Annotated in this window: 17 protein-coding genes and 1 tRNA gene; 5 read left to right on the top strand and 13 right to left on the bottom strand. The window is 69.3% G+C overall.

Annotated features, from left to right (window positions below; translation table 11 throughout):
• Nucleotides 1–152: 152 nt before the first annotated feature.
• Together OG892_RS27140 and OG892_RS27135 are read right to left on the bottom strand one after the other, a co-directional pair.
• A tRNA-Met gene (locus OG892_RS27140) sits at nucleotides 153–226 on the bottom strand.
• 52 nt (nucleotides 227–278) lie between these two features.
• The gene (locus OG892_RS27135; protein ID WP_371631698.1) at nucleotides 279–3257 is read right to left on the bottom strand and encodes a UPF0182 family protein; all 2979 of its coding nucleotides are present in this window, start codon (nucleotides 3255–3257) and stop codon (nucleotides 279–281) included.
• Between the two features lie 127 nt (nucleotides 3258–3384).
• On the opposite strand from OG892_RS27135, the gene OG892_RS27130 reads away from it, so the two are divergent.
• Nucleotides 3385–3954: a PPA1309 family protein gene (locus tag OG892_RS27130; RefSeq protein ID WP_242436769.1), complete on the top strand. Its 570-nt coding sequence runs from the start codon at nucleotides 3385–3387 to the stop codon at nucleotides 3952–3954.
• Nucleotides 3955–3989: 35 nt separating this feature from the next.
• On the opposite strand, the gene OG892_RS27125 is transcribed toward OG892_RS27130, so the two are convergent.
• From OG892_RS27125 to OG892_RS27110, 4 genes are all read right to left on the bottom strand, one after another.
• The gene (locus OG892_RS27125) at nucleotides 3990–5078 is read right to left on the bottom strand and encodes a PDZ domain-containing protein (RefSeq protein WP_371630507.1); all 1089 of its coding nucleotides are present in this window, start codon (nucleotides 5076–5078) and stop codon (nucleotides 3990–3992) included.
• Between the two features lie 145 nt (nucleotides 5079–5223).
• Nucleotides 5224–5412, bottom strand: coding sequence for a hypothetical protein (locus OG892_RS27120; protein ID WP_073737049.1), 189 nt, complete (start codon nucleotides 5410–5412; stop codon nucleotides 5224–5226).
• A gap of 128 nt (nucleotides 5413–5540) precedes the next feature.
• Entirely contained in the window at nucleotides 5541–6002 is a 462-nt protein-coding gene (locus tag OG892_RS27115; protein WP_079193524.1) for a molybdenum cofactor biosynthesis protein MoaE, read from the bottom strand.
• Nucleotides 6003–6112: 110 nt separating this feature from the next.
• Entirely contained in the window at nucleotides 6113–7381 is a 1269-nt protein-coding gene (locus OG892_RS27110; protein ID WP_079193525.1) for an SDR family oxidoreductase, read from the bottom strand.
• Nucleotides 7382–7571: 190 nt separating this feature from the next.
• On the opposite strand from OG892_RS27110, the gene OG892_RS27105 reads away from it, so the two are divergent.
• Together OG892_RS27105 and OG892_RS27100 are read left to right on the top strand one after the other, a co-directional pair.
• Entirely contained in the window at nucleotides 7572–9107 is a 1536-nt protein-coding gene (locus OG892_RS27105) for a zinc-dependent metalloprotease (RefSeq protein ID WP_371630506.1), read from the top strand.
• Nucleotides 9104–9655: an NUDIX hydrolase gene (locus tag OG892_RS27100; protein WP_073737051.1), complete on the top strand. Its 552-nt coding sequence runs from the start codon at nucleotides 9104–9106 to the stop codon at nucleotides 9653–9655. Before OG892_RS27105 ends, OG892_RS27100 begins: the two co-directional genes overlap by 4 nt.
• Before the next feature lie 107 nt (nucleotides 9656–9762).
• Here the strand turns inward: OG892_RS27100 and OG892_RS27095 are convergent, their stop codons facing one another.
• The 4 genes from OG892_RS27095 to OG892_RS27080 all read right to left on the bottom strand — a co-directional run bounded on the left by OG892_RS27095 (nucleotide 9763) and on the right by OG892_RS27080 (nucleotide 13595).
• Nucleotides 9763–10518, bottom strand: coding sequence for an AIM24 family protein (locus OG892_RS27095; RefSeq protein ID WP_073737052.1), 756 nt, complete (start codon nucleotides 10516–10518; stop codon nucleotides 9763–9765).
• Nucleotides 10519–10537: 19 nt separating this feature from the next.
• The gene (locus tag OG892_RS27090; RefSeq protein ID WP_073737053.1) at nucleotides 10538–11218 is read right to left on the bottom strand and encodes an AIM24 family protein; all 681 of its coding nucleotides are present in this window, start codon (nucleotides 11216–11218) and stop codon (nucleotides 10538–10540) included.
• Nucleotides 11219–11229: 11 nt separating this feature from the next.
• Complete coding sequence (locus OG892_RS27085; protein ID WP_371630505.1) at nucleotides 11230–12864, bottom strand: TerD family protein; 1635 nt, start codon at nucleotides 12862–12864, stop codon at nucleotides 11230–11232.
• A 107-nt stretch (nucleotides 12865–12971) separates the two neighbouring features.
• Nucleotides 12972–13595, bottom strand: a complete 624-nt coding sequence (locus OG892_RS27080) for a M48 family metallopeptidase (RefSeq protein ID WP_079193526.1) — start codon at nucleotides 13593–13595, stop codon at nucleotides 12972–12974.
• A 187-nt stretch (nucleotides 13596–13782) separates the two neighbouring features.
• Here OG892_RS27080 and OG892_RS27075 point away from each other — a divergent pair, with 187 nt between their 5' ends.
• Together OG892_RS27075 and OG892_RS27070 are read left to right on the top strand one after the other, a co-directional pair.
• Entirely contained in the window at nucleotides 13783–14928 is a 1146-nt protein-coding gene (locus OG892_RS27075) for a ThiF family adenylyltransferase (RefSeq protein ID WP_371630504.1), read from the top strand.
• Between the two features lie 41 nt (nucleotides 14929–14969).
• Nucleotides 14970–16448 (top strand): ABC1 kinase family protein, encoded by a 1479-nt coding sequence (locus tag OG892_RS27070; protein ID WP_371630503.1) that lies wholly within the window; start codon nucleotides 14970–14972, stop codon nucleotides 16446–16448.
• Nucleotides 16449–16682: 234 nt separating this feature from the next.
• On the opposite strand, the gene OG892_RS27065 is transcribed toward OG892_RS27070, so the two are convergent.
• The 3 genes from OG892_RS27065 to OG892_RS27055 all read right to left on the bottom strand — a co-directional run bounded on the left by OG892_RS27065 (nucleotide 16683) and on the right by OG892_RS27055 (nucleotide 17916).
• Nucleotides 16683–17006, bottom strand: a complete 324-nt coding sequence (locus OG892_RS27065) for a hypothetical protein (RefSeq protein WP_073736799.1) — start codon at nucleotides 17004–17006, stop codon at nucleotides 16683–16685.
• Nucleotides 17007–17038: 32 nt separating this feature from the next.
• The gene (locus OG892_RS27060) at nucleotides 17039–17407 is read right to left on the bottom strand and encodes a WhiB family transcriptional regulator (RefSeq protein WP_073736556.1); all 369 of its coding nucleotides are present in this window, start codon (nucleotides 17405–17407) and stop codon (nucleotides 17039–17041) included.
• A gap of 173 nt (nucleotides 17408–17580) precedes the next feature.
• Entirely contained in the window at nucleotides 17581–17916 is a 336-nt protein-coding gene (locus OG892_RS27055; protein WP_073736557.1) for a hypothetical protein, read from the bottom strand.
• Nucleotides 17917–17950: the final 34 nt, after the last annotated feature.

Genomic DNA, 17950 nt, shown 5'->3' with positions numbered 1-17950 from the left:
GTTTTGTCGACTTGCCCACAGAGAGACAAGTCAAACACGCCCTTCCCCAACTGGTGCCCCATGAACCGCACTTCACGCCGACTGCACGGAAAAGTCACGATGACACGGCGAAGGCCCGGATCCTCGAAAGGATCCGGGCCTTCGTCTTTCAGTAGCGGGGACAGGATTTGAACCTGCGACCTCTGGGTTATGAGCCCAGCGAGCTACCGAGCTGCTCCACCCCGCGCCGTTGTGTTCAAACCGTACCACGGCGCGAAGGTGAAGCTTTACCGAGTTACTCAGCCGCCACTGTCGGCCTTGGCACTCTTGTCTTCCTTGTCCGACGCACTCGCCTTATCGGCCTTATCTGACTTATCAGCCTTATCGGTTTTATCGGCGTTGCTGGGGCTACCGGACTTGGGCTGCGCGGCCGCTGCCCGCTCCAGGGCGTCCTGCAGATCCGTCTGGGCCTTGCCGTAGGCGGTCCAGTCCTGCTCCTTCAGGGCCGCCTCGCCTTCCGTGTAGGCCTTCTGGGCGTCCGCGATCGCCTTCTTCAGCGCCGCGTCGCCGGTGGCCGGCGGCTCCGTGGTGTCACCCGGTGGTCGTGTGTTCTCGGCCGGTGGCTGGCTCGTATCGGAGTCGTCCACCCCGAAGACCGCGTTGAGCGCCTCCCCGAGACTGTTCTCGAAGACGATCTTCGACCCGTACGAGGCGGCGACCTTGCGCAGCAGCGGATAGTTCTGCGTGCCACCGCGCGTGTACACCGGCTCGATGTAGAGGAAGCCCCCTTCGAGCGGCACCGTCAGCAGGTTGCCGTACTCGATGTCGGAGTCGGTGCCCTTGAGGTTTCTCACGAACTCGGCGACGTCGTCGTTGCCGTTGAGCTCACTCTGTACCTGGCCCGGCCCCTTCACCGTGGTGGTGACTCTGAGCAGTCTTATCGTGCCGTAGTCCTTGCTCGACGCATCGGCGTCCACCGCCATGAACGCCCCCAGGTCGGGCCGCCCCTTGGGGGTGAACGTCGTCGTCAGCGAGAACTTCTGAGCCTTCTGGTCCGGCATCTTTATGCTCAGGTAGTACGGCGGAACGGCGCCGGACTCCTTGTTGGTCGGGTCGTCCGGGACCTGCCACGCGTCACTGCCGCTGTAGAACTGGGCGGGGTTCTCCACGTGGTAGCGGGTCAGCAGCTCGCGCTGCACCTTGAACAGGTCCTGCGGATAGCGCAGGTGGTCCATCAGGTCCTGCGGAATGTCCGCCCGGGGCTTCACGGTCCCCGGGAACGCCTTGCGCCAGGTCTTGAGGATCGGGTCCTCTGTATCCCACTCGTAGAGCTTGACCGTGCCGTCGTACGCGTCGACGGTGGCCTTCACCGAGTTGCGGATGTAGTTGACCTGGTTCTGCTGGGCGACGACGGCACGCTGGTTGGTGGTCAGCGAGTCGGCCGTGGTGTCACCCAGCGTCGTACGCGAGGCGTACGGGTAGCCGTTGGTCGTGGTGTACGCGTCGACGACCCACTGGATGCGGCCCTTGACCACGGCCGGGTAGGCGTCGCCGTCGATGGTCAGCCAGGGAGCGACCGCCTCGACCCGCTCCTTGGGGGTGCGGTTGTACAGGATCCGCGAGCCGTCACCGATGGCTCCCGAGTACAGGATCTGCGGTTCGCTGAACGCCACCGCGTAGGCGGCGCGGTTGAACGCGTTGGAGAGGCTGACCCCGCTCTTGCCCTTGTAGCTGGTGGTCTTCTCGCCGTCCTCCTCGTAGTCGAGCTCCTTCTGGGGCCCGCCGACGATGGAGTACTGCTCGGTCTTCTCGCCGTAGTAGATCTCCTGCTGGTACGAGCCCAGCTCACCGGTGGTCGGCAGGCCGGACTCGGTGAAGTCGGGAGACCCCTTCGGGTTCTTGCCGGTCGTGGTGCCCCGGGCGGCGATCGCACCGTAGCCGTGGGTGTAGGTGAAGTGGTCGTTGATCCAGTTGCGCTTGGGGATGCCCTGGAGGTTGAGCTCGCGCAGACCGATGACCGTGTCCTGCTCCTTGCCGGACTCGTCCTTGTAGCGGTCGACATCCAGCGTCTTGGGGAACTGGTAGTAGTTCCTCTTCTGCTGGAGCTGCTGGAAGGCCGGGGAGACGACGTTGGGGTCCATCACCCGGTAGCTGGCCGCGGCGTCCGCGCCGGCGCGGAGCTTCGTCTCGTCGTCCGTGGTGCTCTTGCCCGCGTAGTCGTCGACCTGTGCGTTGTCGATGTCGTAGGCGTCACGCGTGGCTTCGATGTTCTTCCGGATGAACGGGGCTTCCTTGGCCTGCTCGTTCGGCTGGACCTGGAACTTCTGCACGATCGCCGGGTAGAGCCCGCCGATCAGGATCGCGGAGAGGACCATCAGCCCGAATCCGATCACCGGCAGCTGCCAGGTGCGGCGCCAGAGCGTCGCGAAGAACAGCACGGCGCAGATCGCGGCGATGCAGAACAGGATCGTCTTCGCCGGAAGGTAGGCGTTGGCGTCGACGTACCGCAGGCCCGTCCAGTTGTCCGTGGCCTTGAAGTCGCTGGACTTCACGGCCAGCCCGTAGCGGTCGAGCCAGTACGCCACGGCCTTCAGCGCGACGAAGATGCCGAGCAGCACCGAGAGATGGCCGGTGGCCGCCCCCGTCGCCCGAGCGCCGGGGCTGGTGATGCGCAGCCCGCCGTACAGGTAGTGCGTCAGCGCGGCGGCGACCAGCGAGAGCACCGTGGCCGCGAAGCCGAAGCCCAGCAGGAAGCGGTACCAGGGCAGGTCGAAGGCGAAGAAGGACACGTCCAGATGGAACTGGGGGTCCTTCTGCCCGAACGACACGCCGTTCACGTACATCAGCCAGGTACGCCACTGGCCGGAGGAGGACGCTCCGGCGATCAGACCGACGAGCGCGGTGATCGCGAGCAGCACCCACTTCTTGTACGGGGCGAGGCTCATCCGGTAGCGGTCCAGGCTCTGCTGTTCCAGCGACATCGCGCTCAGCGGCGGCCGGAGCCGGTGCGCGAGCCAGATGTTCACGCCGACGGCGACGGCCATCAGTAGTCCGAAGACGAGGAACAGCCCGATCTTGGTCCACAGGGTGGTGGTGAAGACGGATGAATACGCGACCGACCTGTACCAGAGCCAGTCCGTCCAGAACCCCGCGAACATGACGAACGCCATGGCGAGAATCGCCAGGACGCCCAGTGTCATGAGCAGGGTTCGGGCGCGCCGGGACGGGCGGCCGACTCTGATCCGTGGCCCTGTCGGGCCTCCGCCGCGGTCCGGCATCTGGAAAGCCAACGTGCGCACCTCAAAGTTCGCGGTCGTGTTGAAGGGGCCCCGCGATCGTAGAGCCCACCTATGCAACTTACTGAGGCTTTACCTAGTTCCCGTTCCCGGGGCAGAAGGAGGCAGGATGTTGTCCATGTCCAACGTTTCCCCCTCAGGCCCTCCGATGGCCGCGAGCCCGCTCACCGTAGCGGTGCTCGAAATCGACGAATACATCTCCGGTCTCGGCTGGGATCAGCCCGCCCGGCTCTTCGCCCTCGTCGACACCGCCCGGCTGCGGGTCCAGGAGCCGGGCCTCGCCGCCCAGCTGGGCCTCGACGACGACGGCTCGAAGGCCGCCGCACTCACCCCTATTGAGCAGGAGGAGCTTCCCGCGGGTACCGCACTGGACGAGTTCCTCGCCACGATCGCCTGGCCGGACGCGGTGGTCGGGTGCGCGATGACGGTGGAGCGGCTGATGCTGCCGCCGTCCGCAGAGGCCTCCGTCCCCGAAGGTCTCGACGACACCCAGCTGACCAAGTGGGTCGCGGGGCACCCCGACCGCCAGGAGGTGCGGATGACCGTGGCCGTCCTGCGGGACGGTGCCCGGGAGTCGGCCGTGCGGCTGCGGGAGAAGGACTCCCCGAACGACGTGCTGACCGGCGCCGGTCTGGTGCCGGGGCTGGCCGAGGCACTGGCCGCGACCTTCGAGTCCTGACCCTCGCGGATCCGCTGGTACCGGTGGGGGGCCGGTCAGTCTGTCGAGCAGCTCGCCAGGCCAGCCGTGTCCCCCGAGCGGATCCTGTCCAGCGACTTCTTGGCGTCGTCGATCGTCTTCACCCGCACCAGGGTGAGTCCGTCGGGGGTGTCGGAGGCGGCGGACTTGCAGTTGTCGTCCGGGGTCAGGAAGTAGCGCGCGCCGGCGTTGCGCGCGCCGACCAGCTTCATGTTGATGCCGCCGATGGGGCCGACCTTGCCCTTGTCGTCGATCGTCCCGGTGCCCGCGACGAACTTGCCACCCGTCAGCTGTCCCGGGGTGAGCTTGTCGATGATGCCGAGGGAGAACATCAGACCGGCGCTCGGGCCGCCGACGTCGGCGAGCTTGATGTCGATGTCGAACGGGAAGGTGTGGTCCGTCCCCGCCTGGATGCCGACGATCGCGCGGTTCTCCTTGGGGGCCTTCGCGGTGGTGAGGGTGATCTTCTCGGTGCCCTCGGGCTGCTTGCCGGACTTCTCCGCCGCCGCCGCTGTCTTGGCCGGGATGACCGTGAAGGTGACGTCCTGGCCGGGCTTGTGCCGGGTGACGAGCTTCGCGACGTCCTCTGGCTGCTTGACCGCCGTACCGTCGACGGCCTTGATCACGTCACCGGCGTGCAGCTTGCCCTGTGCGGGGCTGTCCTTGACGACCGTGGAGACCACCACCCGTGACGAGACCGGGATGCCCAGTTCGGTGAGGGCCGCGACCTTGGCGCTCTCCTGGGACTGGCTGAACTCCTCGGCGTTCTCCTGCGTCGACTGCTGCTCCGTCTTGCCGTCCGGGTAGAGCGTGTCGTGCGGTACGACCAGGCTGTCGTGGCCCAGCCATCCGTAGACGGCCTCGACGAGGTTCATGTTGTAGTCGGCGCCGGTCACCCTGACCGTCGTCATGTTGAGGTGCCCGGACGTCTCGTACGTCTTGTGCCCGGTGATCTGCAGGACCGGATCACCGTCGACCTCACCGAGTGTGTTCACGGTCGGCCCGGGAGACATCTCCGCGTACGGCACTTTGATCAGCACACCCGCGCAGAGCAGCGCGATCAGAACCAGGGTGGAGGCGAGCATCGTCGCGGTTCGGCGTGGCATGGAACGACAGTACGGGAAGGGTCCGTATGTCCACCGCCGGGGCCGGTCCGTACGAGGTCCGGAACGGGGCTGCGGAGATGCGCCGGCAGGCCTCGGCGGACTACGCGGCTCCACGGATTGGCGACCGCGTACGTTCGGCGTGGCGTCAGACGTTCGATATCTGCTCGACCGGTTCCGAACCGGAGTCCGACTTCTCCATCGCCTCACGGAACCTGGCATAGCCGGCGAGCTCGGTCACATCGCCGGTCGTGCGATTACGGGCGGCCCAGCTTCCCCATATCGCTGCACCGAACGCAGCGAAAAGCGGAATCAACAACCAGGCGAGTGCTGCCATGACGACCTCCCTGCCTCATGAGCAACCGCAACTGACCGATCAGCAGATTAACCATCTGCAGAGCCAACGCTCACGGCAGGGGTGCGGTTACGCAAATCGGGGGGAAGCCCACCCGGCGGGGTTTGCGCTCAGCAGGCGCCGACCCACTCCTCCGTACCGTCCGAAAAGCGCTGGTGCTTCCAGATCGGAACCTCGTGCTTGAGGTCGTCGATGAGCCTGCGGCAGGCCTCGAAGGCCTCCGCGCGGTGCGGGCAGGAGACCGCCACGACGACGGCGAGATCGCCCACCTCCAGTTCACCCACTCGGTGGACGGCGGCGAGTGCCCGGACCGGGAAGTCACCGACCACCTTCTCCGCCACCCGGCGCATCCCGTCCTGGGCCGAGGGATGGCACGAGTAGCCGAGGGCCCCCACGTCCTGGCCACCGTCGTGGTTGCGCACGGTGCCGACGAAGAGCGCGGTGCCGCCGGCGGCGTCGTCGCCGACGGCACGGAAGACCTCGTCCAGCGACAGCGGCGTGTCGCGGATCTCCAGCAGCCGGATGGGGTCCTGTGCCGCCTGCTCGCCGGGGTGGTCATACGTAGGTGCCATATGGCCCATCGTGCCGTACCGCTCCGACGTCACGGAATAGCGCAATCCGCTGGGGGGCCGCCGCCGCGCTTGGAGCCTCCTACAGACGCGGGGCGGGCCGGGGAGCCGCGCTAGATGCGGCGGCGCGCCTTGCGGGCGCGGCGCACCAGGGCGGCGGTACCGAGCAGTGCCACGGTCGCACCGGCGGCACCGGCCGCGGTGGCGTCCTTGCGGCCGAGCCGGCGCCCGGCGAGGGTGTGCCGCCCCTCCACCTCCTCGAGGAGCGCGGCGAGCACCTCCTCGTTGGTCCAGCTCGGGCGCCAGCCCGCGTCGTGCAGCCGGCTCACGCTCACCACCCAGGGGTGCATCGTGTACGCCAGATCGCCCGCCGGGGACGGGGTGAGGCCGATCCGGTGCAGCCGGGCGGCGGCGCCGAGCGCGACGGCGGAGGGAAGCTCCATCCGGCGGACGCCGCTGATCTCCTCGACCTCCTCCTGTTCGAGCCAGCCGTCGCAGCCGACCGCGAACTCCCCGTCGATCTTCTCCAGCGCGGCGTACTCCAGCGCCGTGACCAGGTCGTCCACGTGGCAGAACTGCCAGGTGGGGTGCGATCCGGCGACGACCAGGAGGCGCGGTGACTCAAAGTAACGGGTCAGCGCCGTGTCGGTGCCGCCGACGAGCACCGTGGGACGGACCACCGTGACGTGGAGCCCGGGGTGGGCGCGTGGCGCGCGGCGGCCGAGCCGTTCGATCTCCAGCAGGTCCCCGACGCCGGTCGCCTCCGCGGTGGCCCGCAGCTCGGCGTCCTCGGCCAGCGGGATGTCGTTGTCGGGCAGCGCGCCGTAGACCATCGCGGAGGTGCACAGCACGACCCGGTGGACGCCGACGGCCGCGGCGGCGGTCAGCACGGTCTGGGTGCCGCGCACGTTGTAGGCGGTGCGGGCGGCGGGGTCGGTCTCCAGGTCGAGATCGAGCGCCAGGTGCACCACGACGTCCGCGCCCCGGAGCTTCTCCGCGATGGCGGGGTCGCGGACGTCGAGGATGTGCCAGGTCGCCTCAGAGACCTCTCCGCGACGCTCGTCGATGGCGATGACCTGCTTGATCTCCTCCGAGGCCGCGAGCCGGGCCGCGAGCAGCTCGCCGACACCCGTGGCGGCTCCGGTGATGGCCACGACGGGCCCACGGCTCCTGGAACGGCTCCGGACGGCCTTGTCCGCGGCCGTGGGCTCGGTGGCGCTGTTCTCGGAGGTCTTGTTCTCGGCCGTGCTGTCGGCCGTGCCCTGCGGCTTGTCCTTCGGCTCGTTCTGTGACTCGTTCTGCGACTTCTTCTGCGACTTGTTCTCGGGCGGCGGGTCGGCCAGGTTTCGCGCTGCGCGAACCTGCGGATCTGGGGAACTCACCGGGCGTCTCCAGCGGTTGTCTTCAGTACGTACCCGAATGACGCGTACGTACCAGGTGGCGTCCATCCTGCCGCAGGCCGGGAGCCGGCGGAGCACTGAGGCCCTGAGCGGACTTGGTGTCTACGCTGGATGGTGATGTCGGGCAGTCGCCGTCGGTTCCCTCCGGCGGCCCTACGAGCCGAGGAAACCCGTGAGTGACACCCCATTCGGATTCGGCCTTCCGCCGGAGGAGCCGGACGACGGCGACCATGGCAAGAAGAAGGACCCCACCGGAGGTGGGCAGGGTTCGGGCGGTCCGGCGAACCCGCTCGGCTTCGGCCCCGGCGCGGGCGGTGACAACCCCTTCGCCGCGATGTTCGGTTCGATGAACCCGAACGACTTGGGCGCCGCCTTCCAGCAGCTCGGCCAGATGCTGAGCTACGAGGGCGGTCCCGTGAACTGGGACATGGCCAAGCAGATCGCCCGCCAGACCGTCTCGCAGGGCAACGCGGACGGCACCAAGGACGCGAGCGTCGGCCCGTCCGAGCGTGCTTCGGTCGATGAGGCGCTGCGGCTGGCGGACCTCTGGCTGGACGGTGCGACGTCGCTGCCCTCCGGCTCCGTCTCCACCGTGGCGTGGAGCCGTGCGGAGTGGGTCGAGGCGTCCCTCCCCGCCTGGCAGAAGCTCGTCGACCCGGTGGCCGAGCGTGTCGGCCTCGCCATGGGCGATGTGCTGCCCGAGGAGATGCAGGCGATGGCGGGCCCGCTGATCGGCATGATGCGGTCGATGGGCGGCGCGATGTTCGGCCAGCAGATCGGACAGGCCGTCGGGGTGCTCGCGGGCGAGGTGGTCGGCTCGACCGACATCGGGCTGCCGCTGGGCCCGGCCGGCAAGGCCGCGCTGCTGCCGCTGAACGTCGAGCGGTTCGGCAAGGACCTGAGCGTGCCGCAGGACGAGGTGCGGCTGTACCTGGCGCTGCGCGAGGCCGCTCACCAGCGGCTCTTCGCCCACGTGCCGTGGCTGCGCTCGCATCTGTTCGGCGCCGTGGAGGGATACGCGCGCGGCATCAAGGTCGACACCAGCAAGCTGGAGGACGTGGTCGGCCAGTTCGACCCGTCGCAGCCCGAGCAGCTGCAGGAAGCCCTTCAGCAGGGCATGTTCCAGCCGGAGGACACCCCGGAGCAGAAGGCCTCCCTGGCCCGCCTGGAGACGGCCCTCGCGCTGGTCGAGGGCTGGGTGGACGCGGTGGTTCACGAGGCCGCGAAGTCCCGGCTGACCTCGGCGGACGCGCTCCGCGAGACGATGCGCAGGCGGCGCGCCTCCGGCGGTCCCGCCGAGCAGACCTTCGCCACGCTGATCGGCCTGCAGCTGCGTCCGAGGCGGCTGCGTGACGCCTCGCGCCTGTGGGCCTCGCTCACGGACGCCCGGGGGCTCGACGGACGCGACGCGCTGTGGGAGCACCCCGACATGCTGCCGACCGCCCACGACCTGGACGATCCGGACGGCTTCGTGCACCACGAGCAGCTGGACTTCTCCGAGCTGGACAAGATGCTCGGCGAGGCCGCGAACGGGCCGCAGAAGCCCGCCACCGGCACCGACGGCGAGGACGGGCCGAGCCCCGAGAACGCCGAAGGCAAGGACGACAGCGCTGCGGACGGCGACACCAAGGACGGCGAAGCCAAGGACAGCGACGCCAAGGACAGCGACGACACCCCCGGCGACGGCAAGGACGACACCGAAAAGTGAGCCTGCACGACGACGCCGTTCTCGTACTGGAGAACTACGGGGGCGGGGCGGATGCCGTCCAGGAGGAGCTGCGCCTGGCCTACCTGGACCATCTGGCGCAGCATGCCGACGGCATGTGGAAGGCCTGCGGAGCCGGGCACCTGACGGCCAGCGCGCTGGTCGTGGACCCCGAGGGCGGCAAGGTGCTGCTCACCCTGCACCGGAAGCTGCGGATGTGGCTGCAGATGGGCGGTCACTGCGAGCCGGGGGACGCCTCGCTGGCCGGTGCGGCGCTGCGAGAGGCCGCGGAGGAGTCCGGCATCACCGGTCTGACGCTGCTGGCGGGCGGCCCGGTCACCCTGGACCGGCACCCGATCCCGGCGCCCTGCAACTGGCACCTCGATGTCCAGTACGCGGCGCTGGCACCCTCGGGTGCCACGGAGCGGATCAGCGACGAATCGCTGGACCTGCGCTGGTTCACCTACGACGAGGTCTCCGAGGTCGCCGACTCCTCGGTGGTGCGTCTGGTGGAACGTACGCGGGCAGCGCTGGACGGCGTCGTCCGATAGCGGAGCGACGACAGCACGGGTAGGGCGACAGCACGGGGCGGACCGGCAGCACGGGTAAGGGGCGGCCTCCAAAGAGGCCGCCCCTTACCGATCGCACCTGGCGCGGTTCAGTTCCAGGCGTTGTTCTGGTTCTGGGCGTGGACGCCCTGCTGGCCCATGCCGTACTGGGCAGCCAGCCCCTGGCCGATCTGGGCGCTCTGCGGCGGCAGCACCTCGCTCGGCTGGACCAGGGCGAAGCCCTGCCCGAGGAAGCTGAGCTCCCAGCCCTCTCCGGTGTTGCCGCGTCGGCGCATGACGCCGGAGGAGTGCGTCTGGGCCTGCATCTGCACCCGCAGTGAGCTGGACCAGGCGACGACGGCGTCCGCGTCCGCGTTGACGTACTTGTCGGGCGTGACCTGCATCATCAGGGGCTGGCCGGAGGTCATCAGGGCGACCTTGCCGCTGCCCGAGATGTTGAGCTGGTACTTGCCGGTGCCCGAGATGCCGTACTGGCTGTCCACCGCGATGACCTCGGTGTGGAGTGACGAGTCGAGCGCCAGGACATAGGCGCTGTCCACCGTCATGCCGTCGCGGTCGACATCCACCACGTGGACGTACTGCGCCAGGTTGGCGAGGTAGACGGTGCCCTGACCCGAGCACCGCATCAGGTCGAGGCCCTCGCCGGTGCTCGCGCGGGCCCGGCGCTGTCCGTGCGACTGGTACTCGCCGTCGAACTCCATCAGTCCCTGGTAGGCGACCATGGCGCCCTTGCGGGCGAGGACGTCGTCGTGGCCGGTCAGCGAGACGCGCAGGAGCTGCGGGTTCTGCACCGCGTACCGGTCCTGGGACTGCTGTTCCGTGTAGCTGAAGAGCGGACTCTGCATGGTGTGTTCTCCCTCCCCGTCAGTTCCGGACCCGAAGGCGGTCGGTACTGTCCTCGCTCGGCTGGACGACGACGATCCCCTCGCCGGAGAAAGCCATCTGGAACGCCTCTCCGCTGCCCCGCCCGATGAGCGACGAGGCCTTGAAGCTGCGCTTGCCCTTCACCTTGAGGTTCGGGGACCACGCCACCAGGGCGTCCGGGTCGACGTACGTCTCGTCCTCGCCGCGACCGCAGTCGACGACGATCGGCGTGCCGCGGGAGGTGATGGCGACCCATCCGGTGCCGGAGACGCAGACGTTCCACAGTCCCTGCCCCGCGAACTTGGCAAGGCCCTTGACGCGTTCGACACCCCAGGTGAGATGGGCGTCGAAGGCGAGGAGATTGGTGCCGTTGACCGAGAGGGAGTCGTTGTTGAGATTGATGACGACCACGTCCGCGCCGTAGTCCGCGAGGTAGAGCAGCCCGTCACCGGAGCACTTCATCACGGGCGCGCCCTCGCCGGTGATCCACTGCGAGGCCATCTGGCGGACGGCGGGCGGGTTGGGCTCGTACTGGATGAAGCCCTCGTACGCCACCATCGAGCCGGTGCGCGCGTACAGGTCCTGGCCGGTGGCCATGGCCACCTTCAGCATCGAATGGCCGTGGTTCTCCATCCGGGCCGTGACGGGGGTCGGGGCGTAGCCCGCGAGTTGCTGATTCATGACGGGCTCCCTCAGACCTCGTAGGGCTGGACGACGATGAAGTTGCCGGGTGCGCCCCGGAACTGGAGGTTCACGGTCTCTCCGCTGTGTCCGGGGTAGGCGTTGCGGCGCAGCCGGACCTGGCTGGAGACGATCACCTGGGACGCCGACGACCACGCGACGACGGCGTTGCAGTCGGCGAAGGTGGTCGGGGTGACCGGCAGGACGACCGGCACACCGTGGGTCTTGACGACGACGGTGCCGGTGCCCTGGAACTGCATGGTGAACAGGGCGCCTCCGGGAATGCCGTGGCCCTCGATCCTGCGGACCTCGTACTGAAGCGACTCGTCGAAGGCGAGGACGTTCTCCGAGGAGACGCAGATGCCGTCGCCCTGGAGTTCGACGGCGTGCAGATGGGAGCCCTCCTCGGCGAGGAAGACCTGCCCCCGGCCGGTACAGCGCATCAGCTGCATCTCCTGGCCGGTGGCGTTGCCGACGATCCGGCCGGCGAAACCGGCGCCCTTGTAGCCGAAGTCGACCTTGCCCTGATACATCACCATGCTGCCCTGCCTGGCCAGCACTCCCCCGCCACCGTTGGTGAGGTCGACCCGCATGAGCTGCTGGTTCTGCGAGGTCCAGCGCTGGCCGGTGGCCGTCTCTTTGTACGGCTGGAGCGCGGCCAGGAGCCCCGCCCCGGTCTGCGGCACCCCTTGCGGCACGCCCTGGGGCATGCCGCCCTGCATACCGGGAGGCTGCTGCCCGTACGGAGCGGGAGCCTGCTGCCCGTACGGGGCCGGAGCCGGCTGGCCGTACGGGGCGGGAGCCTGCCCCGGGACCTGCCCGAACTGCGGCTGCTGGGGCGGCTGCCCCGGCTGCCCGTACGGAGCGGGCGGGGGCGGGGGCGGCGGAGGCACGCTGCCGCCCTGCGGGGCCAGCGGCGCCACGATGGTGGGCGCGGCGTGCATCTGCTGCTGCGGAGTGGGCGCGGGCGCGGGCACGGCCGGTGCACCGAAGGACGGTGCGGGCTGTGGGGCCTGTGGTGCGGCCGGGGCACCGAACGCCGGAGGGGGCGCCGAAGCCTGGGCGGGCGGGGCGAAGGACGGGGCGGCGGACTGCGGCTGCGGAGCCGCGGGCTCCTCCTCCGCGACCTCGCCTCCGAAGTTCTTCAGCAGCGCGTCGAGACCGCCGTCGAAACCCTGACCGACAGCGGCGAACCGCCAGACGTCCTTGAGGTAGAAGTCACCCAGCATCACCGCGCGTTCGGTGGTGAACTCGGAGCCGGTGAAGGCGTACCTGACGACTTCCTCGCCACCCGCGACGATCCGGATGTACCCGGGGCCGACCTGCGCCATCTGTCCGGCGCCGTCCAGCGTGGCGGTGAACGACAGTTTGTGGATGCTCGCCGGAACGCGGTCCAGAGTCACGCGGAACGACTCGGTGTCACCGGCCTGGGCGCCCAGGAGCTGAATGGACTCCTCGGGCGATTTCGGCTGATTGAAGAAGATGAAATACCGGTCGTCGGAGAGCTGCTCATTGGCATCGAGGCCGAAGCAGCTGATGTCAAAGGTCAGTCCCGGGCCGGCGATCTGCACACCTACGTACAGGTCCGTCCCCGGTGTGAGATCGCTGATCTTGGCCTTGTGGCCGCGTTGGAATTCCCTGGCCATGCGTAACGACCGTCCCCCATCCGGATCCTGAATGCGTCGCGTCAGGCTAACCGCAAAGTCCCGCCGCGGGCCAAGCCGGTACAGACCCGGTACAGAATCAGCGAATGTCACTCGCCCCGTGCGGCGGGCAGATGCGGCAGCCGGTCGGCCGCCACCACCCCTTCGAGATAGCCGCGCGCCCGCTCGGTACGGGGGTAGGCGTCCAGGAGCCGCCAGAACCGCGGACCATGTCCGGGCACCAGGAGATGGGCCAGTTCGTGGACGAGCACGTAGTCGACGACGTACTCCGGCATGCCCTGCAGCCGGTGTGACAGGCGGATGCTGCCCTCGGCCGGGGTGCAGGACCCCCACCTGGTGTTCTGGTTGGTCACCCACCGGACCGAGACGGGTCTGGCCCGGCCGTCGAAATACTGCGCGGACAGCCGCTCCGCCCGCTCGGCGAGCTCGCTGTCACCGGGAATGCGTCTGCTCTCCTGGGCGGCCAGCTTGTCGAGCATCACGCTCACCCAGCGCCGCTCCTCGGCCTCGGACATCCGGGCGGGGATCAGCACGATCGTGCGGTCGCCCTCCCGGTACGCGGAGACCGTTCTGCTGCGGCGGGAGCTCCGGCGGACCTCGACCGCGCTCGTCGTCGAGCCGCGGGGCGGATGGTCTGCCGCGCTGCGCTGCTGGATTCCGGCGCTGCGCGCGGGGGTCTCCCCGGCGAGGCCGGGTGACGGGTCGGCGGGCACGGCACGACGTTACCCGTTGCCGGTGGGGGAAGTCCCGTCTCCTGAACGGTTCACACATGATCCGCCACACAGCGTGCACCATTTGAACGACTAATACCCCCTGCCTGTGGATAACTTTCCACCCGCTTTGGCGGCGCGCTGCATTCTGGCAATGGATCTCACGCAGACACACAGACCGGGGGAAGCCGTGCATCCGATGTTGAAACCCGCACTGCGCCGCGCATGGCGCGGCAACGGCACCGTCCAATTCGGTGTGACACCCGCGCATGCGGTGAAGGTCGGCCCGATGGACATGGCGACGGGCTGTTTCCTGGAGCTCCTCGACGGAACACGCGGGATGCCGCTGTTGCGCGAGGAGGCCAGATCGCTGGATCTCACCGAACGCCAAGTGGACACCCTGGTCGTCCGGTTGCTGGACGCGGGGCTCATCGACGACGTACGGGCCGGCGGGCCGGAAACCGATGCGTTACGGAAACGGGCGGACGCCATGGAGCGTCACCGGCCCGACCTCGCATCCCTCTCCGTCGTGCATCCCGAGCCCGGCGGCGGGATGCGCCGGCTGGCCGCCCGCCGCTCCATGCGCGTCCAGGTACGGGGAGCGGGCCGGGTCGGTGCGGCCCTCGCCGCGGTGCTCTCCGGATCCGGGGTGGGCCACGTCGAGGTCCTGGACGGCGGCAGCGTCGAGCCGTGCGACGTCTCGCCGGGAGGGCTGCCGCCCTCGGCGGCCGGAGAGCGCCGGGACAGCGCGGCCCGGCAGCTGGTCCGGCGCTCGGCTCCGGGCCCGGCGCCACGGGCGGCCCAGTCGCCGGGCCCGCCCGCGAGCGGCGAGCCGGGCCTGTCCCTGATCGTGGTGGCCCCTCGCGAGAGCCTCTCCGCCTACGTCCCCGATCCGCGCACCGCCGAGCCGTGGGTCGCCTCGGGCACACCGCATCTCTATGCCGGGGTGATCGAGGCCACCGGGTTCGTCGGCCCCCTGGTGCTGCCCGGCGGCACGGCGTGCGCGGGATGCCTCGATCTGCACCGGCGCGACAGGGACCCGCAGTGGCCGCGGATGCTGGCTCAGTGGCAGTCCGGCCGGCGCACCGCCGTGCAGGCCTGCGATCTGGGCCTGGCGACCGCGGTGGCGGGTCTGGCCGCCGCCCACGCCCTGGCCTTCCTCGACGGGGAGCTGCCCGCCTGCACCGGGGCCCGGTGGGAAGCCGCGCTGCCGCTGTTGGACTGGCGGTCGGAGCGGATCCGGGCGCACCTCGACTGTTCCTGTGGAGCGGGTGGGCACACTGAGGGGGTGCGCACCTCCGGGGCCGGCACGGCGCACGACACAATGGCCGGATAGCCGCCGCACGCAGCGCGGCAGTCTGGGAATTGGAGGGGCATATGTCTGATCTTCCCCGGAAGGCGGTCACCCGAACCGCCAAGCTGGCCGCGCTGCCTTTGGGGTTCGCGGGCCGCGCCACCTGGGGGCTGGGCAAGCGCATCGGCGGGAAGTCCGCGGAGCTTGTCGCCCGCGAGGTACAACAGCGCACCGCCGACCAGCTCTTCAAGGTCCTGGGCGAGCTGAAGGGCGGGGCGATGAAGCTCGGACAGGCTCTGTCCGTCTTCGAGTCCGCCCTGCCGGAGGAGGTCGCCGGCCCCTACCGCGCGGCCCTCACCAAACTCCAGGAGGCCGCACCTCCGATGCCGAACAGCACGGTCCACGCGGTGCTGGCCGAGCGGCTCGGTGAGGACTGGCGGGAGCTGTTCCTGAGCTTCGAGGACAAGCCGTCGGCCGCCGCGTCGATCGGGCAGGTGCACCGGGCGGTGTGGCACGACGGGCGCGACGTCGCGGTGAAGGTGCAGTACCCGGGCGCCGGCGAGGCGCTGCTCTCGGACCTGACCCAGCTCAGCCGGTTCGCCCGGCTCCTCGGCCCGCTGGTTCCGGGCATGGACATCAAGCCCTTGATCACGGAGCTGCGTGACCGGGTGTCGGAGGAGCTGGACTACGAGCAGGAGGCGCAGTCGCAGCGGGAGCACGCGGAGGAGTTCGCCGACGATCCCGATGTCGTGGTCCCGGGCGTGGTCCACCAGTCCGATCAGGTGCTGGTCACGGAGTGGATCGACGGTGTGCCGCTGGCCGATGTGATCGCCGACGGAACCGCGGAGCAGCGGGACCGGGCCGGTCAGCTGCTGGCCCGGTTCCTCTTCTCCGGGCCCGCGCGCACGGGGCTGCTGCACGCGGACCCGCACCCGGGCAACTTCCGGCTGCTGCCCCCGGACCCGGCCGACCCGGCCGGGTCGGCCGACACGGCGGACCCGGCGGACCCGGCGGACCTCCATGGCACGGCGGATGCCGGGGTCGATCAGTGGCGGCTCGGTGTCCTCGACTTCGGGACGGTGGACCGGCTGCCGGGCGGACTGCCGCAGACCATCGGGAACTCGTTGCGGCTGACGCTCCAGGGCGACGCGGACGGGGTGTACGAGCTGCTGCGCGAGGAGGGGTTCGTCAAGGATTCGGTCGATCTCGCCCCGGACGCGGTGCTCGACTACCTGCAGCCGATCATCGAACCCGCCCTGGTGGAGGAGTTCGCCTTCAGCCGGGGGTGGATGCGCAATCAGGCCGCCCGGATAGCGGATCCGCGTTCTCCCGCCCACCAGTTGGGCAAGCAGCTGAATCTGCCGCCCTCCTATCTGCTCATACACCGCGTGACGTTGAGCACCATAGGGGTGCTGTGCCAGCTCGGCGCGACGGTCCGACTGCGCGAGGAGCTCGAATCCTGGCTGCCGGGGTTCCTGCCGCCGGAAGAGGAGGACTGGGGCGAGAAGGAGTCGGCCGAGGAGGAGTGTCCCGGGGAGGCTCCGTCGGAGCTCGCCACATAGTGGCCGGTCACCCACCGGTCGGATTCGACGCTGCACCACACAGCACGGCCTCGGGGCCGGTCCGTGTGGACCGGCCCCGAGGCAGGGGTGGTGATATCGGTGCTGGGTACCGTTCGCTGCGGGTCAGAGAGCGGCTGCCCCGCAGCGGTACGGCCGGCGTTCGGTACTGCTGTGCTCGTTTACTGCTGCGTCTTCTTTACTGCTGCGTTCCGTACTGCTTCTGTCCTGCTCGGATCAGTGCATGACCGCCATGGCGAGCGCACGCCGGGCACGCATTGAGGCGCGCTCGGCCCGGCGCTGCATCCGCCGCGCGGTGACCAGGCGTACGGCCTGACGTTCCGCGTCGGCTTCCCGCAGGCGGTCGTGCATATGAGCACGAGCCAGGGCTTCTGGGATGAGTTGCATCTCACGGGTCCTGTTCTGACGCGAGTCGTTCGCGCCGATGATGGTGACGTCCGGTGTCGCGGAGCCGACGGGCTCCCTCGTGGGGATGGTCATTGGTTCCTGGTTTCGGGGGTCGTGGGTCTGGGGACGGTCGATGGTTCCGATGCGCTTCATGGGTTTGGGGGCCGTGGCCTCCAGGCCGGCGATCACGCCGCAACCGGGTTCTTGCGCGGACGGCCACGCGGACGCTTGCGAGCAACGACGACGCCCTGGATGAAGAGCTCGCCACCCCAGACACCCCACGGCTCGCGACGCTCCTTGGCGCCGGCGAGACAGGCTTCGACGAGCGGGCAGGTGCCGCAGAGGGACTTGGCGTACTCGACGTCCGCCGGGGACTCGGCGAAGAAGACCTCGGGGTCGTAGGAACGGCACGGGACGGGCACGCCGAGGTTCTCGATGGCGTCGTCGAGCGCGGTGAGCGCGGTGAGGGGCTGCAAGGTGGAGTCCTCCGTGAGGCAGGGCGGGGGGATCGTTTCGGAAGGCGGTACGGACGGGGCGTGCGCTTCGAGTTGCACGGTGGTGGTGTCCTCGTCTGGTCGTTTCCGGCCTGTTGGCCGGGGGGCGGCTGGTACCAGGTGTTGCTTGTCCCGAGGCTCCTTCGTGCTGTCTCGTCCGTTTGGACAAAACAAAAGGGCCGCGGATCCCGAGTGGGGTTCCGCGGCCCTGAAGGCGCCGGCCTGATCGTCGATCAGGCTGGATCTCTCCAGGGTTCAGGCCCACGGAAGGCCCACATCGAGTGGTGGTGCGTCGTCTGCTTCGTGGCTCCGGCTTCCGCTCCCGCACCGACGGCCGCAAAGGCATAGGCCTGGGCCTGTCCCTTCGCTACTGCTGCTGTCGGTGCCTGGGTCGGTCGCTCATTACGCTCCCGCTCGGGAAGGCTCACCAGGGACAGCGGGCTGACGGCGGAAATGCCGGACATACCGGTGCCACGCAGGGAAGACGTCGAAGAGCAGGCGAGGCCGAGCGAGCAGGCGGAGACGACCGAAAGATCGGTCATTTTGTTGGTCTCGATGATGCTGATCACTTCAATCGCCTCCTCTCGGCGTCTAGGGCGGACC

Source organism: Streptomyces sp. NBC_00341, from assembly GCF_041435055.1.
Classification (GTDB): domain Bacteria; phylum Actinomycetota; class Actinomycetes; order Streptomycetales; family Streptomycetaceae; genus Streptomyces.
Note: the sequence above shows the minus strand (reverse complement) of the source record. Positions and strands in the feature narration are given on the sequence as shown.

Coding starts and splice junctions, on each gene's coding strand:
- OG892_RS27125 (WP_371630507.1), bottom strand. CDS start 5,078: ATGCCACGCCGAACCGCGACGATGCTCGCCTCCACCCTGGTTCTGATC.
- OG892_RS27095 (WP_073737052.1), bottom strand. CDS start 10,518: ATGCAGAGTCCGCTCTTCAGCTACACGGAACAGCAGTCCCAGGACCGG.
- OG892_RS27085 (WP_371630505.1), bottom strand. CDS start 12,864: ATGGCCAGGGAATTCCAACGCGGCCACAAGGCCAAGATCAGCGATCTC.
- OG892_RS27070 (WP_371630503.1), top strand. CDS start 14,970: ATGTCTGATCTTCCCCGGAAGGCGGTCACCCGAACCGCCAAGCTGGCC.
- OG892_RS27090 (WP_073737053.1), bottom strand. CDS start 11,218: ATGAATCAGCAACTCGCGGGCTACGCCCCGACCCCCGTCACGGCCCGG.
- OG892_RS27120 (WP_073737049.1), bottom strand. CDS start 5,412: ATGGCAGCACTCGCCTGGTTGTTGATTCCGCTTTTCGCTGCGTTCGGT.
- OG892_RS27115 (WP_079193524.1), bottom strand. CDS start 6,002: ATGGCACCTACGTATGACCACCCCGGCGAGCAGGCGGCACAGGACCCC.
- OG892_RS27130 (WP_242436769.1), top strand. CDS start 3,385: ATGTTGTCCATGTCCAACGTTTCCCCCTCAGGCCCTCCGATGGCCGCG.
- OG892_RS27135 (WP_371631698.1), bottom strand. CDS start 3,257: ATGCCGGACCGCGGCGGAGGCCCGACAGGGCCACGGATCAGAGTCGGC.
- OG892_RS27065 (WP_073736799.1), bottom strand. CDS start 17,006: ATGAAGCGCATCGGAACCATCGACCGTCCCCAGACCCACGACCCCCGA.